This window comes from Streptomyces sp. CA-250714, assembly GCF_050936705.1.
GTDB lineage: Bacteria > Actinomycetota > Actinomycetes > Streptomycetales > Streptomycetaceae > Streptomyces.
The window spans coordinates 3,446,159-3,467,090 of sequence record NZ_JBNJMI010000002.1 but is presented as its reverse complement, the minus strand read 5'-3'; the positions used below and the strand labels follow the sequence as shown (position 1 = coordinate 3,467,090).

At 72.3% G+C, this 20,932-nt stretch carries 21 protein-coding genes; 12 read left to right on the top strand and 9 right to left on the bottom strand.

The window, feature by feature from the left end; translation table 11 throughout:
• The first annotated feature begins 59 nt into the window (after positions 1-59).
• A complete protein-coding gene (locus tag ACQEU8_RS34350; RefSeq protein ID WP_433108142.1) occupies positions 60-896 on the top strand; it encodes a MerR family transcriptional regulator in 837 nt (278 codons plus the stop codon).
• Between the two features lie 88 nt (positions 897-984).
• Positions 985-1,920: an isocitrate lyase/PEP mutase family protein gene (locus ACQEU8_RS34345; RefSeq protein ID WP_433108140.1), complete on the top strand. Its 936-nt coding sequence runs from the start codon at positions 985-987 to the stop codon at positions 1,918-1,920.
• Here the strand turns inward: ACQEU8_RS34345 and ACQEU8_RS34340 are convergent.
• Positions 1,889-3,091 (bottom strand): M20 family metallopeptidase, encoded by a 1,203-nt coding sequence (locus tag ACQEU8_RS34340; protein WP_433108138.1) that lies wholly within the window; start codon positions 3,089-3,091, stop codon positions 1,889-1,891. The genes ACQEU8_RS34345 and ACQEU8_RS34340 overlap by 32 nt on opposite strands.
• 107 nt (positions 3,092-3,198) lie before the next feature.
• On the opposite strand from ACQEU8_RS34340, the gene ACQEU8_RS34335 reads away from it, so the two are divergent.
• Complete coding sequence (locus ACQEU8_RS34335) at positions 3,199-3,795, top strand: TetR/AcrR family transcriptional regulator (protein WP_433108136.1); 597 nt, start codon at positions 3,199-3,201, stop codon at positions 3,793-3,795.
• Between the two features lie 170 nt (positions 3,796-3,965).
• Positions 3,966-5,231, top strand: coding sequence for an MFS transporter (locus ACQEU8_RS34330; protein WP_433108134.1), 1,266 nt, complete (start codon positions 3,966-3,968; stop codon positions 5,229-5,231).
• Between the two features lie 144 nt (positions 5,232-5,375).
• Here ACQEU8_RS34330 and ACQEU8_RS34325 read toward each other — a convergent pair whose 3' ends face one another.
• From ACQEU8_RS34325 to ACQEU8_RS34315, 3 genes are all read right to left on the bottom strand, one after another.
• Positions 5,376-6,962 carry a PTS transporter subunit EIIC gene (locus ACQEU8_RS34325; protein ID WP_433108132.1) on the bottom strand — a complete coding sequence of 529 codons (1,587 nt, stop codon included), beginning with the start codon at positions 6,960-6,962 and terminating at the stop codon, positions 5,376-5,378.
• A gap of 75 nt (positions 6,963-7,037) precedes the next feature.
• Entirely contained in the window at positions 7,038-8,135 is a 1,098-nt protein-coding gene (gene murQ, locus ACQEU8_RS34320) for an N-acetylmuramic acid 6-phosphate etherase (RefSeq protein WP_433108130.1), read from the bottom strand.
• A gap of 143 nt (positions 8,136-8,278) precedes the next feature.
• On the bottom strand, positions 8,279-9,304 hold the full coding sequence (locus ACQEU8_RS34315) for a MurR/RpiR family transcriptional regulator (RefSeq protein ID WP_433108128.1): 1,026 nt from the start codon (positions 9,302-9,304) through the stop codon (positions 8,279-8,281).
• Between the two features lie 105 nt (positions 9,305-9,409).
• Between ACQEU8_RS34315 and ACQEU8_RS34310 the strand changes: the two genes are divergently transcribed.
• The gene (locus tag ACQEU8_RS34310; protein WP_433108925.1) at positions 9,410-9,817 is read left to right on the top strand and encodes a hypothetical protein; all 408 of its coding nucleotides are present in this window, start codon (positions 9,410-9,412) and stop codon (positions 9,815-9,817) included.
• Between the two features lie 16 nt (positions 9,818-9,833).
• Positions 9,834-10,097, top strand: coding sequence for a DUF4031 domain-containing protein (locus ACQEU8_RS34305; protein WP_433108126.1), 264 nt, complete (start codon positions 9,834-9,836; stop codon positions 10,095-10,097).
• 134 nt (positions 10,098-10,231) lie between these two features.
• On the opposite strand, the gene ACQEU8_RS34300 is transcribed toward ACQEU8_RS34305, so the two are convergent.
• Positions 10,232-11,506 carry a Cmx/CmrA family chloramphenicol efflux MFS transporter gene (locus ACQEU8_RS34300; protein ID WP_433108124.1) on the bottom strand — a complete coding sequence of 425 codons (1,275 nt, stop codon included), beginning with the start codon at positions 11,504-11,506 and terminating at the stop codon, positions 10,232-10,234.
• A 52-nt stretch (positions 11,507-11,558) separates the two neighbouring features.
• A complete protein-coding gene (locus ACQEU8_RS34295) occupies positions 11,559-12,344 on the bottom strand; it encodes an HD domain-containing protein (RefSeq protein ID WP_433108122.1) in 786 nt (261 codons plus the stop codon).
• Between the two features lie 67 nt (positions 12,345-12,411).
• Here ACQEU8_RS34295 and ACQEU8_RS34290 point away from each other — a divergent pair, with 67 nt between their 5' ends.
• On the top strand, positions 12,412-13,116 hold the full coding sequence (locus tag ACQEU8_RS34290; protein ID WP_433108120.1) for a copper homeostasis protein CutC: 705 nt from the start codon (positions 12,412-12,414) through the stop codon (positions 13,114-13,116).
• Positions 13,117-13,202: 86 nt separating this feature from the next.
• On the opposite strand, the gene ACQEU8_RS34285 is transcribed toward ACQEU8_RS34290, so the two are convergent.
• Positions 13,203-14,486 (bottom strand): MFS transporter, encoded by a 1,284-nt coding sequence (locus ACQEU8_RS34285; protein WP_433108118.1) that lies wholly within the window; start codon positions 14,484-14,486, stop codon positions 13,203-13,205.
• Between the two features lie 156 nt (positions 14,487-14,642).
• Here ACQEU8_RS34285 and ACQEU8_RS34280 point away from each other — a divergent pair, with 156 nt between their 5' ends.
• Positions 14,643-15,023: an ArsR/SmtB family transcription factor gene (locus tag ACQEU8_RS34280; protein WP_433108116.1), complete on the top strand. Its 381-nt coding sequence runs from the start codon at positions 14,643-14,645 to the stop codon at positions 15,021-15,023.
• A gap of 82 nt (positions 15,024-15,105) precedes the next feature.
• Positions 15,106-17,172 (top strand): bifunctional aldolase/short-chain dehydrogenase, encoded by a 2,067-nt coding sequence (locus tag ACQEU8_RS34275; protein WP_433108114.1) that lies wholly within the window; start codon positions 15,106-15,108, stop codon positions 17,170-17,172.
• Positions 17,173-17,233: 61 nt separating this feature from the next.
• Here the strand turns inward: ACQEU8_RS34275 and ACQEU8_RS34270 are convergent, their stop codons facing one another.
• Positions 17,234-17,581: a hypothetical protein gene (locus tag ACQEU8_RS34270; RefSeq protein WP_433108112.1), complete on the bottom strand. Its 348-nt coding sequence runs from the start codon at positions 17,579-17,581 to the stop codon at positions 17,234-17,236.
• A 42-nt stretch (positions 17,582-17,623) separates the two neighbouring features.
• Between ACQEU8_RS34270 and ACQEU8_RS34265 the strand changes: the two genes are divergently transcribed.
• Together ACQEU8_RS34265 and ACQEU8_RS34260 are read left to right on the top strand one after the other, a co-directional pair.
• Positions 17,624-18,553 (top strand): hypothetical protein, encoded by a 930-nt coding sequence (locus ACQEU8_RS34265; RefSeq protein ID WP_433108110.1) that lies wholly within the window; start codon positions 17,624-17,626, stop codon positions 18,551-18,553.
• Positions 18,499-19,188 (top strand): hypothetical protein, encoded by a 690-nt coding sequence (locus tag ACQEU8_RS34260; protein ID WP_433108108.1) that lies wholly within the window; start codon positions 18,499-18,501, stop codon positions 19,186-19,188. The genes ACQEU8_RS34265 and ACQEU8_RS34260 overlap by 55 nt, the downstream gene beginning before the upstream one ends.
• Before the next feature lie 89 nt (positions 19,189-19,277).
• Here ACQEU8_RS34260 and ACQEU8_RS34255 read toward each other — a convergent pair whose 3' ends face one another.
• The gene (locus ACQEU8_RS34255) at positions 19,278-20,510 is read right to left on the bottom strand and encodes a helix-turn-helix domain-containing protein (protein ID WP_433108106.1); all 1,233 of its coding nucleotides are present in this window, start codon (positions 20,508-20,510) and stop codon (positions 19,278-19,280) included.
• A 105-nt stretch (positions 20,511-20,615) separates the two neighbouring features.
• Between ACQEU8_RS34255 and ACQEU8_RS34250 the strand changes: the two genes are divergently transcribed.
• The gene (locus ACQEU8_RS34250; RefSeq protein WP_433108104.1) at positions 20,616-20,903 is read left to right on the top strand and encodes a hypothetical protein; all 288 of its coding nucleotides are present in this window, start codon (positions 20,616-20,618) and stop codon (positions 20,901-20,903) included.
• Positions 20,904-20,932 lie beyond the last annotated feature (29 nt).

Genomic DNA, 20,932 nt, shown 5'->3' with positions numbered 1-20,932 from the left:
GGCATGCGGCGGGCGGGGGTTGACCCTCACACTGTGTGAGGCCGTGGAGTGGGGGAGTCATGTTCACCATCGGAGACTTCGCGACCCACGGCAGGGTGTCGGTGCGGATGCTGCGTCATTACGACGCGGTCGGTCTGCTGCGGCCCGCCCGTACGGACCCGTACACCGGTTACCGCTACTACGCGGCAGCACAGCTGTCCCGGCTGAACCGGATCATCGCGCTGAAAGATCTCGGCTTCACGCTGGAGCAGGTGCGGGAGATCCTCGACGAGCGGATCAGCGCAGCGGAGCTGCGGGGCATGCTGCGACTGCGGCAGGCCGAGCTGCGGGCGGCGCTGGAGGCCGACGCCGCTCGGCTCGCGCAGGTGGGGGCGCGTCTTCGGTTGATCGAGAGGGAAGGACACATGGGGTCCGAAGATGTGGTGATCAAGCGGTTGCCCAAGGTGCGGGTGGCCGAGCTGTCGGGGGTGGCCGACCAGGCCGGGCCGGAGTCGATCGGCCCGGTGATCAAGCCGCTGTACGGGGAGCTGTTCCCGCGCCTGGAGCGGGCGGGAGTCGAGCCGGCGGGGTTCGGGCTGGCGTACTACGAGCAGGGGCCGGGCGGCGAGGACAGCGTTCTGGTGCACGCCGCGGTGCAGGTGGCGCCGGACGTCGACGCGGCCGGTGCGGAGGACTTCCAGGTGGTGGACCTCCCGGAGGTGGAGACGGCCGCAACCCTCGTCCACCACGGCTCGATGGACGACGTCATGCCGGCGCTCCAGACCTTGGCGGCCTGGATCGAGGCCAACGGCTACCGCTCCGCCGGCTACCCCAGGGAACTGCTGCTCTCCTGCGAGGGCGGTCCGGACAACTGGGTGACGGAGCTCCAGGAGCCGGTGGTACGGGCGACCGACTGAGCTGAGGGGCTCAGGGACGCTTCCTGAGCTGACGGGCTCCGGGACGCTTCGGCCGAGGCCGAAGCGTCCCGGGCCTAGCGTTGGCTGCATGTCGCGAACCGTGCACGAACTGGACCGAAGCGAGGACCTGCGGGCGGCGCCGGCCGACCCCCACCCACCGGAGCCGCCACCCGCGGCCGAGGGACCGGCGGGCGTCCCGGCGCCTGGGCCGCGCACTTCCTTCGCGCGGCTGCATGACAGGGACGCGCCGCTGTTGCTGCCCAATGCCTGGGACTACGCGTCGGCGGCTGCGCTGGTGGCCGACGGTTTCGAGGCGGTCGGCACCACCAGTCTGGGGGTCGCGGCGGCGGCAGGCTTGCCGGACGGTTCCGCCGCCACCGCGGAAGCCACGCTGGCGCTGGCGCGGCAACTCGGCGGTGTGGGCTTCCTGTTCAGCGTCGACGCCGAGGGAGGCTTCAGCGACGATCCGGCGCGGGTGGCGGAGGTGGCTCGACAGCTGTGGGCCGCGGGTGCCGCCGGTATCAACATCGAGGACGGCCGCGGCGACGGCACGCTGGCGCCCGTCGAGCTGCACATGGCGAAGATCGCGGCGGTGAAGGCGGCCGTGCCGGAGCTGTTCGTCAATGCGCGTACGGATACGTACTGGCTGGGCTGTCGGCAGGACGAGACGGAGGCCCGTCTCGCGGCGTATCAACGGGCGGGTGCGAACGGAGTGTTCGTGCCAGGGCTGGCCGACCCTGCCATCATCGGTGTGCTGACCGCCCGGCTCGACGTGCCGGTGAACATCCTGCACACCCCCACAGGGCCCGGCCTGGCCGAGCTGGCCGTGCTGGGCGTACGCCGGGTCAGCCTCGGCTCGTTGCTGTACCGCACGGCGCTGGGCGCGGCCGTGGCGGCGGCCCGAGCCGTACGGGACGGCCAACAGCCGGTGGGCAACGGCAGTGTCCCGTCCTACGCGGAGGTGCAGGCGCTGAGCGCGCCCCGGGCTCGGGTCACCTCCGCCGGTCCGCCCGCAGGAGGTTGAGCACGGCCTGCCGGTAGACGGCGTGGACCCGGGGCAGCTCGGCGAGGTCGGCACGTTCGTCGAAGCCGTGCAGCCCCTCGTACGGCACGCCGAAACCGGCGGTCGCCGGGATGCCCTCGCCCGCCAGGAAGTTGCCGATGTTCGACGGCCCCGCGATTTTCGCCCGTACGGTGAGCCCGGCGTCGGCGGCGGCGTGCAGCAGTGCGCGGGCAGGCTGCTCGTCCTCGGTGAGCCGGAAGGGCGGCCACGCGGCGACGGGGACGACGTCCGTAGGGCGGGGGCCGGGCAGTTCCGCGTCGAGCCGGGCGACGGCCTCGCGGACGAGGGCTTCCGCAGCGTGGGCTTCGAAGCCGGGGGTGGTGCGGATGTCGACGTTCAGTTCGCACCGATCGGGGGTTATGGAGAAGCCCTGGCCGCCGTGCAGGGCGGTCACCGTCAGCTTCGGCGGCAGCGGGAAGCCGGAGTCGCTGTCCGTGGCGGGCAGTTCGGCCGCGTCGAGCAGGCGTACCAGGTGGGCGGCGCGGGAGATCGCCCCGACCACCGTCCGCCGTGAACCGGAGTGGCCGGAGGCGGCGTGCACGGCGAGGGTGGCCCGCCACAGTCCGCGTCCCCCGACCACCACCTCGTCCAGGCCCGGGTAGCCGATCAGCACTCCGGCGGGGCGGGCCGCGGCGGGGTCGGCGAGGTAGGCGCGGGCGCCGCCGAAGCGGCCGGTGTGCTCGTCGACGTCCAGCAGTACGGCCAGCCCGCCGTGCAGGGCATCGGCGTGGGGCTTCAGCTCGGCGGCGATGTGGCAGAACATCGCCGCCGCCAGCTTCGAGTCCGCCGCGCCGCGTCCCAGCAGCCGGCCGTCGGTGATGTCGCCGCAGGCCGGCGGGAAGGACCAGGCGGTCTCGTCGCCGTATGGGGCGGTGTCCACACAGGCGTCCAGCGTCCACCATGGGCCCGGCCGGCCTCCGGACAGCTCCACGAGCAGCCCCACCGGCTCCTCCGTCGCGTCGTACAGCCGGCGATGCGGCAGATCGTGGCCGGACAGCCAGTCCTCCAGTACGGCGAGGAGGGGTCCGTAGTCGTCGATCCCGGCCCGGCTGGGGCACCAGATCAGCTTCTGGGCCAGCTCGACCACGGAGGCGGCGTGGGCCCCGGCCGCCTGTCGCGCGTTCTCGCTCATCCGCACATGGTGCGGTACCGGACCATGGCGCGGGACCGGATCCGGCGTACGGGGAGGGCCGCGGAAGCTATTGGAACGTTCAGTTCATAACTGTTACTGTGCTGCACATGGCCCGGCCGAGACTGTTCGACGAGGAGCGGGCCCTGGACGCGGCGATGCGGGCGTTTTGGGAGAAGGGGTACGAAGCCACCTCGACCCAGGATCTGTGCGAGGCGACCGGTCTGGGGCGCAGCAGCATCTACAACACCTTCAGCAGCAAACATGACCTGTTCCAGCGGGCGTTGGTGCGTTACGTCGACACCATGACCGCGCGTCAGCTGGAGATCCTGGAGGACGCCGAGCGGCCTCCACTGGAGCGGATCAGAGCGCTGTTCCAGCGCATTGTCGACCAGGAATTCGAGGAGCGGCGTGCCGGGCGGAGCATCGGCTGCCTGTCCGTCAACACCACGGTGGAGCTGGCAGCACGGGACCCGGAGGCCGACCGGGTGCTGGCCCGCGATCTGCGGGTGCGGCTCGACGCGCTGCGTACGGTCATCGAGGCGGGGCAGCGGGCCGGTGAGATCGCGGCCGACCGCGACCCCGAGGCGCTCGCCCGTTTCGTGAACGCCGTCATCGGCGGAATGCGGGTCTCCGCGCAGGGCGGCGCCGACCGCCCGACGCTGGAGGGCATCGCGACCACGGCGGTGGACGCCCTCAAGGGGTGACCGCCGCCGAGAAGTGCTGAGGGCCGCGGGGGCGGGCATCCCTGCTCCCGTGCCCTCTGCTGAGCAAGTTCTGTACTGATCTATCCATAACCGCTGTCCACGACTGCTGGTCCACAACTGCTGGTCCATAACCACTGTCCATAGCTGTAACTGTGCTCGGGGAGTCACGGATGCCACTGACCGTCTATCTCATGGCCGCGGGGATTTTCTCCATGGTCACCAGCGAGTTCCTCGTCGCGGGGCTGATGCCGCAGATCGGGGACGGGCTGGATGTCACCGTTTCGCAGGTCGGCTACCTCGTCACCGCGTTCGCCGCCGCGATGACCGTCGGCGGGCCGTTCCTCGCCGCCGGGGTGCTCCGGCTGCGGCCCAAGCAGGCGCTGATGCTGTTGTTCGGGATCTTCCTGGCCGGAAACGTGCTGGCCGCCGTCGCCTCGAACTATGCGGTGATGCTCGTCGCACGGGTCGTCACCGGCACCGCCTCCGCCGCGTTCCTGGGCGCGGCGATCTCGCTCAGCGTGCGGCTCGTACGGCCCGAACAGGCCGGACGCGCCGTGGGCGTGGCGCTCAACGGGCTGATGCTCGGCACGCTGCTCGGACTGCCGATCTCCACCTTCATCGGCGAACGGTACGGCTGGCGCAGCGCGTTCTGGGCCGTCACCGTCATGACGGTCCTCGCCGCCGTGGCCACGCTGGTGTGGGCGCCGCGGGTGGACCGTCAGCAGAGCGGTGACAGCGGCGCGGGCGGTGGTCTCCGCCGGGAGCTGGGCGTCTTCCGCAACCCGAAGCTGTGGCTGGTGCTGTCCACCAGCACGCTGGTGATCGGCGCGACGTTCTCGGCGTTCAGCTACTTCAACCCGATCCTGACCGAGATCTCCGGCTTCTCGACCGGCAGCGTGCCGCTGCTGCTCATCGCTTACGGCGCCGCCAACCTGATCGGCAACATGGTCGTCGGCCGGCTCGCCGACCGGTACACCATCCCGGTCCTGCTGACCGGGCTGATCAGCCTCGGCGTCTTCCTCGCCGCCTTCGCACTGCTGGCCGAAGCTCCCGTCGGCGCCGTCGTCTTCATGCTGGCCATCGGCCTGGTCGGCGTCACCATGAACCCCGCCATGGCCGCCCGCGTCCAGCGCACGGGCAACACCGGCCCGCTGGTCAACACCGTCCACTCGTCCTTCATCACCCTCGGCATCATCATCGGCTCAGCCCTCGGCGGCCTCGCCATCCCCCACTTCGGCCTGGTCTCCCCGGTGTGGATCGGCGTGGGAATGGCAGCGCTGGGCGTCCTCACCCTGCTGCCGGACCTGCGCCGGTCGCGGCGGAGCCGCCACCACGTGCCGGAGGGGGCTGCCGAAGAGCGGGCCGGGGTGGCGGCCGAGCACCGGGTGCCGGGAGAGAAGGAGGAGGCCAACGCCCCCGCTGCGCCCGTGAGCTGAGGCGGGAAGCGGCCCGGCGTCCCACACGGCTCGGCGTCCCACACGACTCGGCGTCCCACAGGCCCGGCGTCCCACAGCCTGGCCGCACGGCGAAGGCCCCGGCGTGGCCGGGGCCTTCGGCATGGGTTCCCGTAGGGGTTCCCGTCAGACGAGTGAGCCGGAGCCGCCCGCGGGGGCCGGGGCGGGGCTGGGGTCGGGGCTCCCCGACGGCGGGGGCTCGGGTGAGGGGCCCTCGGGCGCGGGGGTCGCACCTTCCGTCGGGGCGTTCAGTTCGTTCAGCATCTGCTTGCTGAAGCCGAAGAAGTACGTGGCCACGAAGCCGACCAGATAGCCCGCGGCCAGGCCGAGGGCGTAGATGGCGGCGATGGCGCCGAGGCCGTGGTTGCCCTTGAGGAGCGGGAAGAGCGCCCAGCCGGAGGGGCCGATGGCGGTGGAGCCGACAGAGGTGCCCAGCTGGTAGAAGAGGCCCACGACGCCGCCGCCGAAGGCACCGCCCACGCACGCGGTGATGAAGGGGCGGCCCAGCGGCAGCGAGACGCCGTAGATCAGCGGCTCGCCCACGCCGAGGAAGCCCGCGGGCAGCGCGGAACGGATGGTCTTGCGGACGGAGGTGTTCCGGCGCAGCCGCAGATAGATGGCGACGGCCGCGCCGACCTGGCCCGCGCCCGCCATCGCGAGGATGGGCAGCAGCACCGTATAGCCGCTCTGCTCGATCAGGGTCGTATGGATGGGGATCAGCGCCTGGTGCAGCCCCAGCATCACCAGCGGCAGGAACAGCCCGCCCAGGACGAACCCGGCCGCGGCGCCGCCGTGCTGGAGCAGCCAGTCGGCGAGGTGTCCGATGCCGGTGGCGATCTCGCCGCACACGTACATCAGCCCGAACAGCGTGACGAGCCCCGCGACCAGCACCGTCACCGTGGGCGTGACCAGGACGTCGACGGCGGACGGCACGAAGCGGCGGCACGCCTTCTCCACGTACACCGCCAGCAGCGCCGCCAGCAGCGCACCCAGCACACCGCCCTGCCCCGGGGCCAGTTTCTGGCCGAACGCGGAGACATCGGCGACCCCGGGGAACACGATGACGGCCGCGGCGGCACCGCCCAGCACCGGCGTCCCGCCGAACTCCCGTGCGGTGTTCAGCCCGACGAAGACCGCGATCAGCGACATGAAACCGTTCGCGATCGCCGTCAGCGCCGGGGTGAGCGCCGGGAGCCAGCCCGCGTTGGTGAACAGGCCGTTGATGCCCGCGACGATGCCGCAGCCGATCAGCGCGGGGATCAGCGGGACGAAGATGTTGGCGATACGGCGCAGCAGCAGCTTCACCGGCGTCGCGTTCTTCTCCTTGCGGGCCGCGCGGATCGCCGCGCCCTCGGCTGCCAGGTCGTCGGCGGTCTTGGCGGCGGTGCCGGCGCTGCCGGAGTCGTCCCCTGCTGCGGCCTGCTCGGGTGCGGCCTGGACCAGTGCTTCGAACTCCGGTGTGATCCGGGCGACTTTCCCCGGGCCGAGCACGATCTGGTACGTGTCGTCCTCCACCACGCCCATCACGCCCGGCAGGGCCTTGAGGGGCTCGTCCTGGACGAGGGAGCGGTCGGCCAGGCCGAGCCGCATCCGGGTCATGCAGTGGCTGACGGAGGTGACGTTCGCGGCGCCGCCCACCAGGGGGAGGATCGCCTCGGCGAGCTTTCTGTTCGGGTTGCCCTCAGGGCCTTCTCTGGTGCTGTCTGTGCTCATGGTGCAGTCGCTCTTCTTCGAGTGGTGCCATGGTGCGGTGGGTGGGGTTGCTGAGGATTCCGGCGGTCGTGCGGCTCACGCCTCGTGGGTGACGGACCGCAGCGCGGCCCGCAGATGTCCGTGCGAGGCGGTGAGCAGCCGTTCCGCCGTCGGTCCTTCGACGCCGCCGAGGATGGTGAGGATCGCTGCCTTGACCTCGCCGTCGGTGGCCGCCAGCGCCGCCTCGATCTCCTCGTCCGGCGCGCCGGTCGCCAGCGAGACGATCCGCCGCGAGCGTGCCCGCAGCTTCTCGTTCGAGGCGCGCAGATCCACCATCAGGTTTCCGTAGGTCTTGCCGAGCCGGATCATCGTGATGGTGGAGAGCATGTTGAGCACGAGCTTCTGCGCCGTGCCCGCCTTGAGCCGGGTGGAGCCGGTCAGCAGCTCAGGGCCGACGACGACCTCGATGCCGTGCTCGGCGGCCGCGCCGAGCGCCGAGCCCTCGTTGCAGGCCAGCCCCACCGTGAGCGCCCCGCGGGAGCGCGCGTACTCGACGGCGCCGACGGCGAAGGGCGTACGGCCGGAAGCGGAGATGCCGACCACGGTGTCGTCCGGCGTCAGGCCGAGCGCCGCCAGGTCGGCCGCCGCCGCCTCGGCGCTGTCCTCGGCGCCCTCGACCGAGTCCACCATCGCGCTGGGCCCGCCCGCGATCACCCCGGTGACCTGGCCCGGAGCCGTGTTGAAGGTGGGCGGGCACTCGCTGGCGTCGAGCACCCCCAGCCGGCCTGCCGTGCCGGCGCCCGCGTACAGGAGCCGGCCGCCGCGTGCCATCCGCTCCGCGATGGCGTCGATCGCGGCGGCGATGGCGGGCAGTTGCGCGGCGACGGCCGTGGGCACGGTGCTGTCCTCGTCGTTCATGATCTCGGCGATCTCCAGCGTGGGCAGCTGGTCGATCTCGGCCAGCTCGCTGCGGAACGCCTCGGTGGTGAGCGTGTCCAACTGCCGGCGCAGGTCGTCATAGCGGGAGTTCCCGGGGTCCGGATCGAGACGCGCGCCGGACCGCGAGTCGGCGGACTGCGAGTCGCCGGACCGCGAGGCCGTCGGCTTCGGCGTGGCGGTCTGCCCAGCGGTGGTCTGCCCGGCGGCGGCCTGTGGGGTGGCTGCCTGTGAGGTGGGGGACTGTGAGGTGGTCATCGAGGCGCGGCTTTCTGTGGCTCGGGGCGGCGGGGACCGGTGGCCCGGCGTGGCGCGTACGCCCGTGGGGACGTACGGCGCGCGGGCGGCGGAGACTCAGCGGGTACCCGGCTGCCGGCGGGTGCGCGGCAGCCGGCCGAGGCTCAGCGGTTGCGCGGACGCGGGGAGTGGCGGTGTGCCAGTGCCTCGTAGGAGGCGGACAGCGCGGGCGCCGCCGTCTCGTACGTGCGCTGGGCCACCCCTATGAACAGGCAGTCCACCACGAGGAGCTGGCTCGTCCGGCTGGACATCGCCGCCGGACGCAGCTCGCTCTCCCGCGCCGTCGAGGTCGTCAGCACGTGGTCGGCGTACTGGGCGACCTCGCCGTCCGGGCGTCCGGTGATCGCGATGGTCGTCGCGCCCCTGTCGAAGGCGACCCGCAGCGGCTCGATGACGTCGACCGTCCGCCCCGAATGGGTGATGGCGACGGCGACATCGCCCGCCCGCATCTGCACGGCGTTGGTGACGGCCAGATGGGGGTCCACATGGCTGTGCGCCACCATGCCGATGCGCAGCAGCTTCTGCGCCAGGTCCTGGCTGACGAGCCCCGAGGCGCCGACGCCGTACACATCGATACGCCGGGCCGTCGCCATCGCCGCGACCGCCGCCTCGACCTGTGCGACATCGAGTGCGGCCGCGGTGTCCGCGAGGGTCTGCTGCTCGTCGAGCGCCAGCTTGGCGACGACGTCGGCGATCGGGTCGTCGACGACGATGTCGGCGGTGACGGCCGGGGCCGCGCCGGATTCCTGCTGCGCCGCGAGCCCGGCGAGGGCGAGCCGCAGATCGCGGTAGCCCGGGTAGCCGAGCAGCCGGGAGGTGCGTACGACGGTGGCCTCGCTGGTGCCCGTACGCTCGGCGAGCCCCGTGACGGTGAGCTGGGCGCACCCCGCGGGGTCGTTCGCGACGGCTTCGGCCACGCGCTGCATCGAGCGGGTCATCGAGGGGGCCATCGTGCGGACCTTGGCCGCGAGCGCGGTGGGCCCCGGGCGGTTGGCGGTGGAGGGGGCGCTGTTGCCGCTCCCGCCGCCGCGGGCCTCGCCCGCGCTGCGGGGGGCCGGGGGCTGGGTGCCCGGCCCTGTCGTCCGGCGCCCCGGACGGAAGGCGAAATTTTCCTTCAGATCGCTGCTCACGGGTGGAAGATATTTTCGAATCGGTCCCTCGTCAATGCCCGACGCGGCGCGAGCTGTGATCGTTGCGGGGCCGCAGTGGTGCAATGGAGGTATGGAACCGAAGGAATCCGCACCCGGCTCGGGTCCCCCGACAAGGGCCCCCATGACGAGGGCCGCCAGAACGCGCTGGAGCGGGCGCTGCACGCGGCCCGTGCGCTGATCCTCGCCGACCTGGAGGCGAGCGACGTCGCACGCGCCGACATCGTTTCGCTGGTCGAGGAAGCCGTCACCCACCGCCGCTGGTGGGTCGGCCAGTGGCCGGAGGGCATGGCCTTCGTGGACGGCCTGGTGGCGCAGGACGTACAGGACGCGCTGCTCGAACGGTACGGACGCTGGCCCGTCTGCCCCGTGTGCGTCGGCTCCGACCCGCACGCGCTCGACGTCGAACCCGAACTCGGCGAGGAGCCGCACTGGGTCTGCGGCAAGACCTCCACGGTGGTGGCCCGGGTGGGCTATCTGGGCAGCAAACTGTGAGCCCGGAGCCCACGGGGTGACCCTCTATATCGACCCGCCCATGTGGCCGGGGCACGGCCGCATGTGGTCGCACCTGGTGAGCGACGTCTCGTACGACGAGCTCCACGAGTTCGCGGCGCGTATCGGCTCGCCGCCGCGGGCTTTTGACGGGGACCACTACGACGTGCCCTCGACGCTGTACGACACCGCAGTGAGGGCCGGCGCCGTCCCCGTCGACTCAAAGGAACTCCTCCACCGCCTAGTTGCCGCGGGCCTTCGCCGCCGGAAGAACGCTCCGTAAGGGGGTGCCCCTGTCCGTTGTATGCGGGCTGCGGGTCGCGTTGTGGCTGGTCGCGCAGTTCCCCGCGCCCCTGGGGGTACCTCCCGGCCGGAGGCTGGGGGAGGGGCGCGTCCCCCTGCTGCGCTGGGCAGCCCTCATTGCCGGTCCGTCTCGTACGGTGCGCTCCGCGCGGCGAGGGGAGGGTGCCCCGCCAAGGGGGACCCGGCGACGACCCGCGACCGCGCATGGACCCGCGCGGAGACCGCCGTCGCCAGCACCGCGGCGGCCGCCATGACCGCGCCGACCCAGGCCACCGCCGCATAGCCCCAGCCCGCGGAGATGGCCAGGCCGCCGAGCCAGGGCCCCACCGTGTTGCCGATGTTGAACGATGCCGTGGTCGTGGCCCCCGCCAGGGTCGGCGCCGCGTCGGCGGCGTTGAACATCCGGGCGTTCAGCGCGGGCGCCGTGGTGAACGCCGTCACGCCGAGCATCAGCGCCAGCGCGACCGCCACCGAGCGGTACTCGGCGAGCAGCGCCAGCAGGGCCAGTACGGCGGTCGACGCCGCGATGCCCCCGTACATCGTGCCGAACAGATGCGCGTCCGCGATCCGCCCGCCGATCATCGTGCCGATCAGCCCGCCGACCCCGAACAGCGCGAGCACGCTGGGCACCCAGCTCTCGGGCAGCCCGGCCACGTCGGTGAGCAGCGGCGCGAGGTAGGAGAACAGCGCGAAGACGGCGCCCGCGTTCAGCGCGATGGTCAGCAGCGCGAGCCACACCTGCTTGTCGCGGTAGATCCGCAGCTCACGCCGGAGGTTGGGGGCATCGGCGCCGGTCGGCACGGCCGTACGCGGCACCAGCGCCACCACCCCGACCAGCCCCACGGCCGCCAGCGCGGCGACCGCCCAGAACGCCGACCGCCAGCCGGCCTGCTGCCCCAGGAAGGACCCCGCGGGCACCCCGGCGATGTTGGCGATGCTCAGCCCGCCCACCATGATCGCCATGGCGCGGGCCCGTGCGTTCTCCGGCACCAGCGAGACGGCGACGGCCGCGCCCACCGCCCAGAACCCGGCGCACGCCAGCGCGCTCACCACGCGGGAGACGAACAGCACCTCGTACGTGGGCGCGAGCGCCCCCGCGACCTGCCCCAGCATGAACGCGGCCAGCAGTGCGATCAGCGTCGTCCGGCGCGGCAGCTTCAGCGTCGCCGCCGCCAGCACCGGCGCCCCCACCACCATCCCCACCGCGAACGCCGACACCAACAGCCCCGCCTTCGGAATCGACACCCCCAGATCCCGGGCCAGCGGCTGAAGAATCCCCGAAAGCATGAACTCCGAGGTCCCCAACGCGAAGACGGACAGCCCCAGCACATAGACGGACAGCGGAATGCGGACGGCAGCCGACTTGCCACTTACGAGATCCCCAGGCATGCCTCCCCCAACCAGCGCTCCGACCTCAGCATTCCCACCCGCCCCTGAGACCTCAGGCCTCCAGCAGTTGCAACTCCGTCGTCAGGTTGTGGCGGGCGGTGGGTTCCCAGTGGGTGCGGGCGTAGCGGGTACGGAAGAGGTGGGGGAGGCCGAGGAGTTGGCGGAGCACGGTGCCGCGGCCCTCGCGGAAGGCGGCGTCTGGGACGAAGGCGTACTCCTGGCGGATCTCGGCGGCGTAGTGGGCGTAGCTCTCGGGGGAGCCGGCCAGGACGGCGAGGTCCGCGTCGCACAGCAGTTCCCCATTGATGTCGCCGGGGGCCGGGTCGTGGCTGACGGTGAGCCGGACGAGACGTGCGACCTCGGCGACGCGCGCCGCGGGGACGCCGGCTTCGGGCAGCGCGCGTTCGGCGAGCCGGGCACTGCGCTCCTCGTTCTCGCTGCGGTCGGGCCGGTAGACGGCGTCGTGGAACCAGGCGGCGAGGCGTACGGCGTCGAGATCGCCGCCCGGGACGGTGCGCGGCGTGGTGCGCACATGGGCGTCCGGGCCGGTGTCCGGTTCGGCGCCGGGGACCGTGTTGGCAGCTGCGTCGTCGCCGTCGGGGGACAGGTGCGCGGCGAGCTCGTCGACGCGGTCGAGCACGGTGCGCAGATGGGCCGTGGCGTGGTAGCGGCGGTGGGGTTCGGCCCAGCGGCCGAGGAGATCTTCGCCGTACGGCGCCGGATCGGGGCCCTCGGCACCCTCACGGGCCCGGAGCAGCAGCGCGTTCCAGCGTTCGAGCAGGGCACGGTGCGCCGCGTCCGCCGCCTCGCCCTCCGGGGAAGGCTCTGTTGTCGACATCGGGCAATTGTGGTCCGAAGGGAGCGCCGTCTTCCAGCGCACCCCGCCGTATGGCAATCTGTTCGGCATGTCTAGACCAATTCTCGAGGTGGTCGCACTCAGCGCGGAAGACGCTGCTGCCGCGGAGGCCGGCGGAGCGGACCGCCTGGAGGTGGTCACCGACATGGCCGCCGACGGGCTCACGCCGTCCCTGGAGACCTTCGCCGCCGTCCAGGAGGCCGTCAGCATTCCCCTTCGGGTGATGCTGCGGCTCGCCGACGGCTTCAGCGCCGGGGGCGACGCCGGGATCGAGGAGCTGTGCGCCCGGGCCAGCGCGCTGCGTGCGGAGGGCGCCGAGGAGTTCGTCCTCGGGTTCCTCGACGATGCCGGGCAGGCGGACCTGCGTGCGGTCGAGGCCGTCACGGCCGCCGTCGCGGGCTGCCGGTGGACCTTCCACCGCGCCCTCGACCGCGCCGCCGACCGCGACGCCCTCCGCAAGCAACTCGCCGACATGCCCGGCCTCGACACCTACCTCACGGCGGGCTCCCCGGACGGGGTCGCCGAGGGGTACCGGACGCTGCTGGCCGAAGCCGCCCGCACCGCGGCGCGCGAGCCCGGCTACGCCCCCCGGCTCCTGGTCGGCGGCGGCCTCACCCTCGACCACGTCCCCGGCCTGCGCCGGGCCGGCATCGACGCCTTCCACATCGGCAGCGCGGCCCGCCCCCAGGGCTGGTCAGCCCCGGTCGCCCCGTCAGCTGTCCGGACTTGGCGCCGGGCCCTCGACGGCGACTGAGGCTTGGGGGAGCCAGGGGTGGGCGGGTGGGTGGCACAACCGCAACCACGATGGCGGGGCACCGGGCCACCGCCCGCAACAACCACTCAGCGCACACCCGACCCCGAGGCCCGCACAGCTGAGGGAAGCCGCACCCGCCGCGCCCGGACGACAACACCTCGCGGCCCGCCATCACCATCTCCCTCATCCCTCCCGCGGAGCCCCGCAACCGCCACCGCCCCCGCGAGGGAAAGCGCAGCAACAGTGGCGCCGAACACAGCAGCCGCCGTATTCAGCGAAGTGGCATCACTGAGCGCCCCGGCGGCTACCGGAAGCGCCCCGGCCAGCAGATAACCGCCCGCGGTGAGCGCCGCGTTGGCCTCGGCGAGCCGTCCGGCCGGGACACCGGCGCTGAGCATGGTCAGCGCGCCGAGCTGGGTCAGTCCCTGGCCGAGTCCGGCGAGTACCGCGGAGGCGACGAGCGCGGGTACCGACGTGGCGCGGACCGCGAGCACGAGGGTGATCATGCTCGTCACGGTCAGCCCGGCGCCCGTCAGCAGATCCGTCCGCACCCGCAGCCGACGTGCGGCGAACTGGATCCCCGTCGCGGCGGCGAACAGGACGAAGATGGTGGCGCCGGAGAGCGTGCGGCTGCTGGTGTGCAGCAGGTCGGCGAGCAGGGTGGGGCCGAGCGACAGCACGAACCCGGTGGCCGCGATCGCGGGTGCGAAGACGGCGAGGCCGAGCAGCAGCTGCCGCCGGTTGGCACGCGGCGCCGACGGGATGCGGAACAGGCGCCGCGAACCCGAAGGGACGGCCCCGGCGGCCCGGCGCGGCAGCGGCATCCGCAGGACGACGACGAGCGCGGCGAGCAGCAGGCCGAGCTGCACCAGGAAGACCGTCACGGAAGGGCCGGGCACCAGTTCGGACAGCAGCCCCGCCAGCAGCGGGCCCACAGCCGCGCCGCCGACCATCGAGGACGAAGCGATGAGCCCCGCGGTTCGCTTCTGGGTACGGTCCGCGAGGTCGGAGACGGCCGCCATTCCGGCGGAGAGGAACGCGCCGACCGCGATACCGCTCAGCAGCCGCGCGATGAGGAGTACGGGCACGGAGTGCGCGGTCGCGAACATCGCGGAGGCGACCAGGGCGAGCGCCAGCCCGGGCAGCAGCACCGGCTTGCGGCCGAAGCGGTCGGAGAGGATGCCCGCGACGGTGAGGGTGCCCAGTAGCCCGGCGATGTAGAAGGCGTAGATCGCCGTCAGCGTGGCGGCGGAGAAGCCGATCCGGTCCTGCCAGAGGACGTAGAGCGGCGCGGGTTCGTTGGAGAGGGCGAGTACGGCGACGACGGGCCAGGCGGCCAGCCACATCCAGCGGGGAGAGGGCGCGGACATACGGAGCTCCTGAGCAGGGGAGGGCACGGAGGGCTGTACGAGTAGACTCGTACAAGTAGTACGAGAGAAGTCGTACCAGTGGTGACTAGTACGATGCAACTCGTACTACCCTGCAATCGCTGCCCCGCCGTACCGTCCGCCGTCGAAGGAGGCCCCATGAGCGACGCGGCCCTCGCCCGGGACTTCCGTATTCCGCCGCCCCCGCCGGGTGCCGAGCTTCCCGAGCCGCTGCCCGAGCCCGCCCGGGACGAGATCCGGCTGGAGGCGGTGATGGCGGCGCTCAGCGATCCGCTGCGGATCGGCATAGTGCGCAAACTCCTGCTGGAGTCGGTCGACTTCGATCACACCTGCACCTGGTTCGAGCTGGACCGCCCCAAGTCCTCGCTCACCCACCACTTCCGCACCCTGCGCGAGGCGGGGCTCATCCGGCAGCGGCAGTACGGGCCCTCCCGCCGTAATCAGGTCCGTATCGAGGACCTGGAGGCTCGCTTTCCTGGCCTTCTCGCGCTTGTCGCCGACTGGACGCCGGCCGGCTGAGCCGGTAGGTCCGCACCGTTGACAGTCCTCAACTGCCCCCTCTAGCTTGCCTTTTGAATCGTTTCACGAGCGAAGGAAGCGCATGCCCTCCTCGTCCCACCACCCCGCCGTTGACGCTCTCCTCCGGCGCGCCCACACGCTCGGCGCCGATCCGCGCAACACCAACTACGCGGGAGGGAACGCCTCCGCGAAAGGGGAGGCGGTCGACCCCGTCGCCGGGCAGCCCGTCGAGCTGATGTGGGTCAAGGGGTCGGGCGGGGATCTGGGCACGCTCACCGAGCAGGGGCTGGCCGTGCTGCGGCTGGACCGGCTGCGGGCGCTCACCACCGGCTACCCCGGCGTGGAGCGCGAGGACGAGATGGTGGGCGCTTTCGACTACTGCCTGCACGGCAAGGGCGGTGCGGCGCCGTCCATCGACACGGCCATGCACGGGCTGCTGGACGCGGCGCACGTCGATCACCTCCACCCGGACTCCGGCATCGCCCTCGCCTGCGCGGCCGACGGCGAGAAGCTGACCCGGGAGTGCTTCGGCGAGGCCGTCGTATGGGTGCCCTGGCGGCGCCCCGGCTTCCAGCTAGGGCTGGACATCGCCGCCGTCAAGGAGGCCAACCCGCAGGCGGTCGGCGTCGTACTCGGCGGGCACGGGATCACCGCGTGGGGCGACACGTCCGAGGAGTGCGAGCGCAACTCGCTGTGGATGATCCGTACGGCGGAGGAGTTCCTGGCCCGGCACGGCGCCCCGGAACCGTTCGGTCCGCTTCTCGGTGACGGCTACCGGCCGCTGCCAGAGCCCGAACGCCGGGCGCGCGCCGCCGCGTTGGCGCCCGTACTGCGCGGGCTGGCCTCCACGGACGCACACGAGGCCGCTGGGCGGCTCGTCGGGCACTTCACCGACGCCGAGCCCGTGCTGGATTTCCTCTCCCGGGCCGAGCACCCGAGGCTCGCCGCGCTCGGCACCTCCTGCCCCGACCACTTCCTGCGCACCAAGGTCCGCCCCCTCGTTCTCGACCTGCCCGCCACCGCGCCGCTGGACGAGGCCGTCGCGCGGCTGCGCGAGCTGCATGCCGCGTACCGCGAGGAGTACGCCGCGTACTACGCCCGGCACGCCACCGCCGACGCGCCCCCGATGCGCGGTGCCGACCCCGCGATCGTCCTCGTACCAGGTGTCGGCATGTTCTCGTTCGGCAAGGACAAGCAGACGGCGCGGGTGGCGGGCGAGTTCTATCTGAACGCCATCAATGTGATGCGGGGTGCGGAGGCCGTCTCGTCGTACGCGCCGATCGAGGAGTCGGAGAAGTTCCGGATCGAGTACTGGGAGCTGGAGGAGGCGAAGCTGCGGCGCATGCCGGAGCCCAGTCCGCTGGCGGGGCGGATCGCGCTGGTGACCGGGGCCGCCTCGGGCATCGGCAAGGCGATTGCGCGGCGGCTGTCGGCCGAGGGTGCCTGTGTGGTGGTCGCGGACCGCAACGGCGCCGACGCGGGCGCGGTCGCCGAGGAGTTGGGCGGTACCGACAAGGCCGCCCCCGTCACCGTCGACGTCACCGACGAGGGGCAGATCGAGGCCGCGTTCGCGGCGGCCGCCCTCGCGTTCGGCGGCGTCGATCTCGTCGTCAACAACGCGGGAATCTCCCTCTCCAAGCCCCTCCTGGAGACCACCGCCGCCGACTGGGACCTCCAGCACGACATCATGGCCCGCGGCTCCTTCCTCGTCTCCCGCGAGGCGGCCCGGCTGATGCGGGTGCAGGGTCTTGGCGGTGACATCGTCTACATCGCCTCGAAGAACGCGGTCTTCGCCGGCCCCCACAACATCGCCTACGCCGCGACCAAGGCCGACCAGTCCCACCAGGTGCGGCTGCTCGCCGCCGAACTGGGGGAGCACGGCATCCGCGTCAACGGCGTCAATCCGGACGGTGTCGTCCGCGGCTCCGGCATCTTCGCCGGCGGCTGGGGCGCCCAACGCGCCGCCGTCTATGGAGTGGAGGAGGACAAACTGGGTGAGTTCTACGCGCAGCGGACGCTGTTGAAGCGCGAGGTCCTGCCCGAGCATGTCGCGGCCGCCGTCTTCGCCCTCACCGGCGGCGATCTGCCCCACACCACGGGGCTGCACGTTCCGGTTGACGCGGGGGTGGCGGCGGCGTTCCTGCGGTGAAGCGCCTCCGGCGGTGAAGCCACTCCTGCGGGGAGGACTCAGAGCCTCCTGCGGGGAGGACTCAGAGCATCCCGAAGAAGGAGAGGACGATGAACCCGACGACGAAGACGGTGAAGCCGAGCCGGGTACGACCACGCCGCCCGAGCTCGATCATGAGGACCGACAGTGCTGTGGCGGCCACGAGTACGCCGATGATCAGCGCGGACTTGTCCTCCTGCACCGCCTTGACCGTCTGGCCGATCCCGCCGAGCAGATACACGGCACCGGCCAGCATCAGGGCCCGCCGTGCGTTGACCGGAGTGTTCCGCCGCTGCCGGAGGAACTCCCTCCGCTCGGCCGGGGAGGATGTCCGCATCCGCAGGACATCCTGCTGGAGTCTCTCGTAATCGTTGCTTCCTGGGGCGCTCATGCCCGCACGATAGCGGCGCACTGCGCTGCGTACCCTGGCCGGGTGGCCGACCAGGGTGAGAGGTTCGTGAAGGTGGCGATGGGCCCGCTGCTGAGCCACGAGGACCGGTACGGGGGCGACGCGGTGGCCGGCGCGGCCCGGCGGATATGGGTCGCTGAACGGGCACGCCTGGGCCCGAGCGCCGACAAGGGGCGGACGGCCGATGTCGCGGAGCTCGCCCAGATCGCCGGCTGGCTCCTCTTCGACGCGGGCCGCAAGCACGCCGCGCGGCTGGCCTTCGCGGACTCCCACGCGCTGGCCGTACGCGCCGGAGACCGCCCTCGCGAGTGGTTCGCCCTCGACATGCTCGCCATGCACGCCGTCGCCACCGCCGACCCGCGCCAAGCCCTCGCGCTCTCCGAGGAGTTGCTGACCCGCCCCGGCATCCCGCCGCGGGTCGCCCTGCTGGCCCGCGTACGACAGGCCCGCGCCCTGGCGCAGACGGGCGAACGCGCCCGCGCCCTCGAAGCGATGCGCTGGGCACAGGGCGGCCTCCAGGACTCCCTGACCCCGCGCGACCCCGCCTGGACCTGGTGGGTGGACGAAACGGAAGTCCTCGGCCACGAGGCGCAGATGCTGCTGGCCATGGGCGAGCCGGCTGCCGCCGTCCCGCTCTTCCACCGCGTCAACGAGACGCTCCCGGCAGGCCGTGCCGCCCTCTACCACTCCGTCGCCGAGCTCACCGCCCAGACCCATGCCGCTGCCTGGCCGGAGGCCGCCACGACCCTGACCCGCACGGCGCACCTCCTCACCACCGTCTCCTCCACCCGCAGCACCACCCACCTCCACCACACCCTGCGCACCCTGGCCCGCAAGGCCCCCCGCTGGCTCTCGGACCACATGCGGGACACACTTCGCGCCGCTGCGAAGGGAGGCCAATGGCCGACGTGTTCGCGGACGTGTTCACCTGCGCGCGATGCGGCACCACGCTGACCGCCGCCGTGTCGCGGGTCGCGCTCCCCGTCCACGCCCATCAGTCGTATGGGCACGAACTGCTCCCCGCACTCCTCGAATCCGGGACGTACGCCGTCGACCCGGAGCCTTCCGGGCCGCCATGGCGGCTGTGGGGCGAGATCGGTCCCGAGGAGGCGGAAGCCCGCGGGGTGTTCGCGCCGGTCCCCGCCCTCTCCTTCGGCGCGCCCGGGGCTGTCGTCGTCGCCCCGGGCGACACCCGCGGTACGGTCCCGATCCCGGAACGCTGCGACGGCTACTGCATCGGGCTGGACGGGAGGGACGGCCCGAACCTGGCCTGCGCCCAGTGCGGGCAGCCGGTGGCGACCCGTATCGACGACTGCTCGCTGTGGCAGGCGGTGCGGCTCGCGCCCGACGCCGTACGGCGCCGTGCCGCCGACGTTCCTGCCCGCCCCATCGCCGACTGGGCGGCACTCGTGGCGGAGGGGCGGAGCACACCACCGGACGATCCGCCGCCGATGCATCCCTGGAGCGTCTTCCGCCCCGACCCCGACGTCTTCCTCCACACCCTCGCCCGCCTCCCCACCGGCCGCGAGCCGTGGCTGCGCCGCCTCTACGACCACGTGCGGGCCCGGCCCTATGGGTGGCCGTTCTAGTGACCTGAGTCGGAGATCCGCTGCCTACTGCCGGCGAATCTCCGACTCGGGTCACCAGGGAGCTGTTGAGGAGTACGCCTCCGGTGCGTTCAGTCGTGTTCGCGCAGGGCAGCCAGCAGCGGGCGGCTCTCGCGGGTGCGGTGGCGGACCAGCGAGGCTGCTGTGGTGTGGAGCTCGTTCCAGGAGTGGGGGCGTCCGATCTCGGCGGCGTCGGGCACAGCGGCCAGGGCGGTGTTCAGGGCTTGTTCCGCCTCGCCCGCCTCGGCGTACGCGTGGGCGAGGCAGGCGCGGTACCACGTCTTGTCGCGGCGGTAGGTGTCGGGCATCGAGCGCAGACCACGGGTCAGGTGGCTCGCCGCGGTACGCCACTCGCGCAGGTGGAGGCAGGCCATGCCCCGTTGCAGGGTGAACCAGTTCTCGTCGTAGAAGTACATCCAGGCCGGGCGCTCGGCGGCACGGCTCACCAGCTGTTGGGCCTGGTCCAAGAGGCGGTGGGCCGCGTCGGCCTCACCCATGAGCGCGTATCCGCGACCGGCCATCTGTGCCGCCATGCCCTGGACGTTCAGCGACGATCCCGGCGCCGACCACCGGGAAGCCTCCGCAAGCCGCACACACCTGAGTGCCCGCCCCTTGGACCACGCCATGTGCGCCTTCATATTGAGGGTCGTGGCCGCCATGTCGGCGTCACCGGCCTCCAGGGCCCACTCGTGGGAGCGGTCGAACCAGGCGAGCGCGGCGGCGGTGTCGTCCTGGTCCTGGGCCATCCAGGCGAGGAACTGTGCGTGCTCGGCGGCCAGTCGCACCACGCGGTCCGCCAGCTCGCCACGCGCGCCCGCGTGCAGGCTGACGACCGTCCGCAACTGTTCGCGCATCACCGACACGAGGGGCCTGGAGCCGATGAAGTCCTCGGCGCGGCGGTGTTCGGCCAGCAACCGGTCCAGCCAGTCGAGCGTTGCGGCGTCGACCCGGTGCACGGCGTCCACGACGCCGGTGATGCGCCTCAGCAGATCCTCGTCGGGCATCGTGCCCGGAAGTCCCAGCCCCGCGACCGGCAGCGCGCTCGCCGACCCGCCCTCCTGTGCGTGCGACGGGACGCCGAGCCCTTCGACGACACGTTGCCGCACCTCGGCGGAGGTCATCTTGCGGCGCCCCCGCTCGATCTCGGAGACGTCCGACTGCGCGAGCCCCACCCGCTCCCCGAGCTTCGTCTGGCTGATGCCGGTGAGCCGCCGGTACGTACGGAAGACGGCGCCCCAGTCCGCCTGTCGAAGGGCATCCGCGAGCTGCGGATGAGACCACAAGTCCTGGTACGGGTCGCCCATTCCTCCAATATAGGACGCTCCTATAGGCCGCCGGGATGGGAACAACCCACCAGCCCAGCAAGGATCTTGGCCGTCGTACTCCAGCAACGAAAGGGAGCTGAACCGATGGCCGACCAGCACGATCCGAACAGCATGCGGTTGCTGCCGTGGGTGAGTGATACAGGCAAGCCGTGCTATTTGGTCGGCGAGCCTGACGGGGTGGTGGCGACTTTCGCCGACCGCGTCGAGGAGCGCCAGCTCGCCGCCGCACAGGCGGCCCTCGAGGAAGCGCACTCCGCGCTGGCCGACTCCGCAGCCGGGGCCCTCGCATTGCGGCTGGCGCTCAAGAATGCCGCGACGAGCCTCGCGAAGGTGCTCCGTATCGCGGAGAGCCGGAGTGCGGAGGCCCGATGAGGGTGCGCCGGATCGGAAGGGTCGGGCGG

Coding starts and splice junctions, on each gene's coding strand:
- ACQEU8_RS34350 (WP_433108142.1), top strand. CDS start 60: ATGTTCACCATCGGAGACTTCGCGACCCACGGCAGGGTGTCGGTGCGG.
- ACQEU8_RS34345 (WP_433108140.1), top strand. CDS start 985: ATGTCGCGAACCGTGCACGAACTGGACCGAAGCGAGGACCTGCGGGCG.
- ACQEU8_RS34340 (WP_433108138.1), bottom strand. CDS start 3,091: ATGAGCGAGAACGCGCGACAGGCGGCCGGGGCCCACGCCGCCTCCGTG.
- ACQEU8_RS34335 (WP_433108136.1), top strand. CDS start 3,199: ATGGCCCGGCCGAGACTGTTCGACGAGGAGCGGGCCCTGGACGCGGCG.
- ACQEU8_RS34330 (WP_433108134.1), top strand. CDS start 3,966: ATGCCACTGACCGTCTATCTCATGGCCGCGGGGATTTTCTCCATGGTC.
- ACQEU8_RS34325 (WP_433108132.1), bottom strand. CDS start 6,962: ATGAGCACAGACAGCACCAGAGAAGGCCCTGAGGGCAACCCGAACAGA.
- murQ (WP_433108130.1), bottom strand. CDS start 8,135: ATGACCACCTCACAGTCCCCCACCTCACAGGCAGCCACCCCACAGGCC.
- ACQEU8_RS34300 (WP_433108124.1), bottom strand. CDS start 11,506: ATGCCTGGGGATCTCGTAAGTGGCAAGTCGGCTGCCGTCCGCATTCCG.
- ACQEU8_RS34295 (WP_433108122.1), bottom strand. CDS start 12,344: ATGTCGACAACAGAGCCTTCCCCGGAGGGCGAGGCGGCGGACGCGGCG.
- ACQEU8_RS34290 (WP_433108120.1), top strand. CDS start 12,412: ATGTCTAGACCAATTCTCGAGGTGGTCGCACTCAGCGCGGAAGACGCT.
- ACQEU8_RS34285 (WP_433108118.1), bottom strand. CDS start 14,486: ATGTCCGCGCCCTCTCCCCGCTGGATGTGGCTGGCCGCCTGGCCCGTC.
- ACQEU8_RS34280 (WP_433108116.1), top strand. CDS start 14,643: ATGAGCGACGCGGCCCTCGCCCGGGACTTCCGTATTCCGCCGCCCCCG.
- ACQEU8_RS34275 (WP_433108114.1), top strand. CDS start 15,106: ATGCCCTCCTCGTCCCACCACCCCGCCGTTGACGCTCTCCTCCGGCGC.
- ACQEU8_RS34270 (WP_433108112.1), bottom strand. CDS start 17,581: ATGAGCGCCCCAGGAAGCAACGATTACGAGAGACTCCAGCAGGATGTC.
- ACQEU8_RS34260 (WP_433108108.1), top strand. CDS start 18,499: ATGGCCGACGTGTTCGCGGACGTGTTCACCTGCGCGCGATGCGGCACC.
- ACQEU8_RS34255 (WP_433108106.1), bottom strand. CDS start 20,510: ATGGGCGACCCGTACCAGGACTTGTGGTCTCATCCGCAGCTCGCGGAT.
- ACQEU8_RS34250 (WP_433108104.1), top strand. CDS start 20,616: ATGGCCGACCAGCACGATCCGAACAGCATGCGGTTGCTGCCGTGGGTG.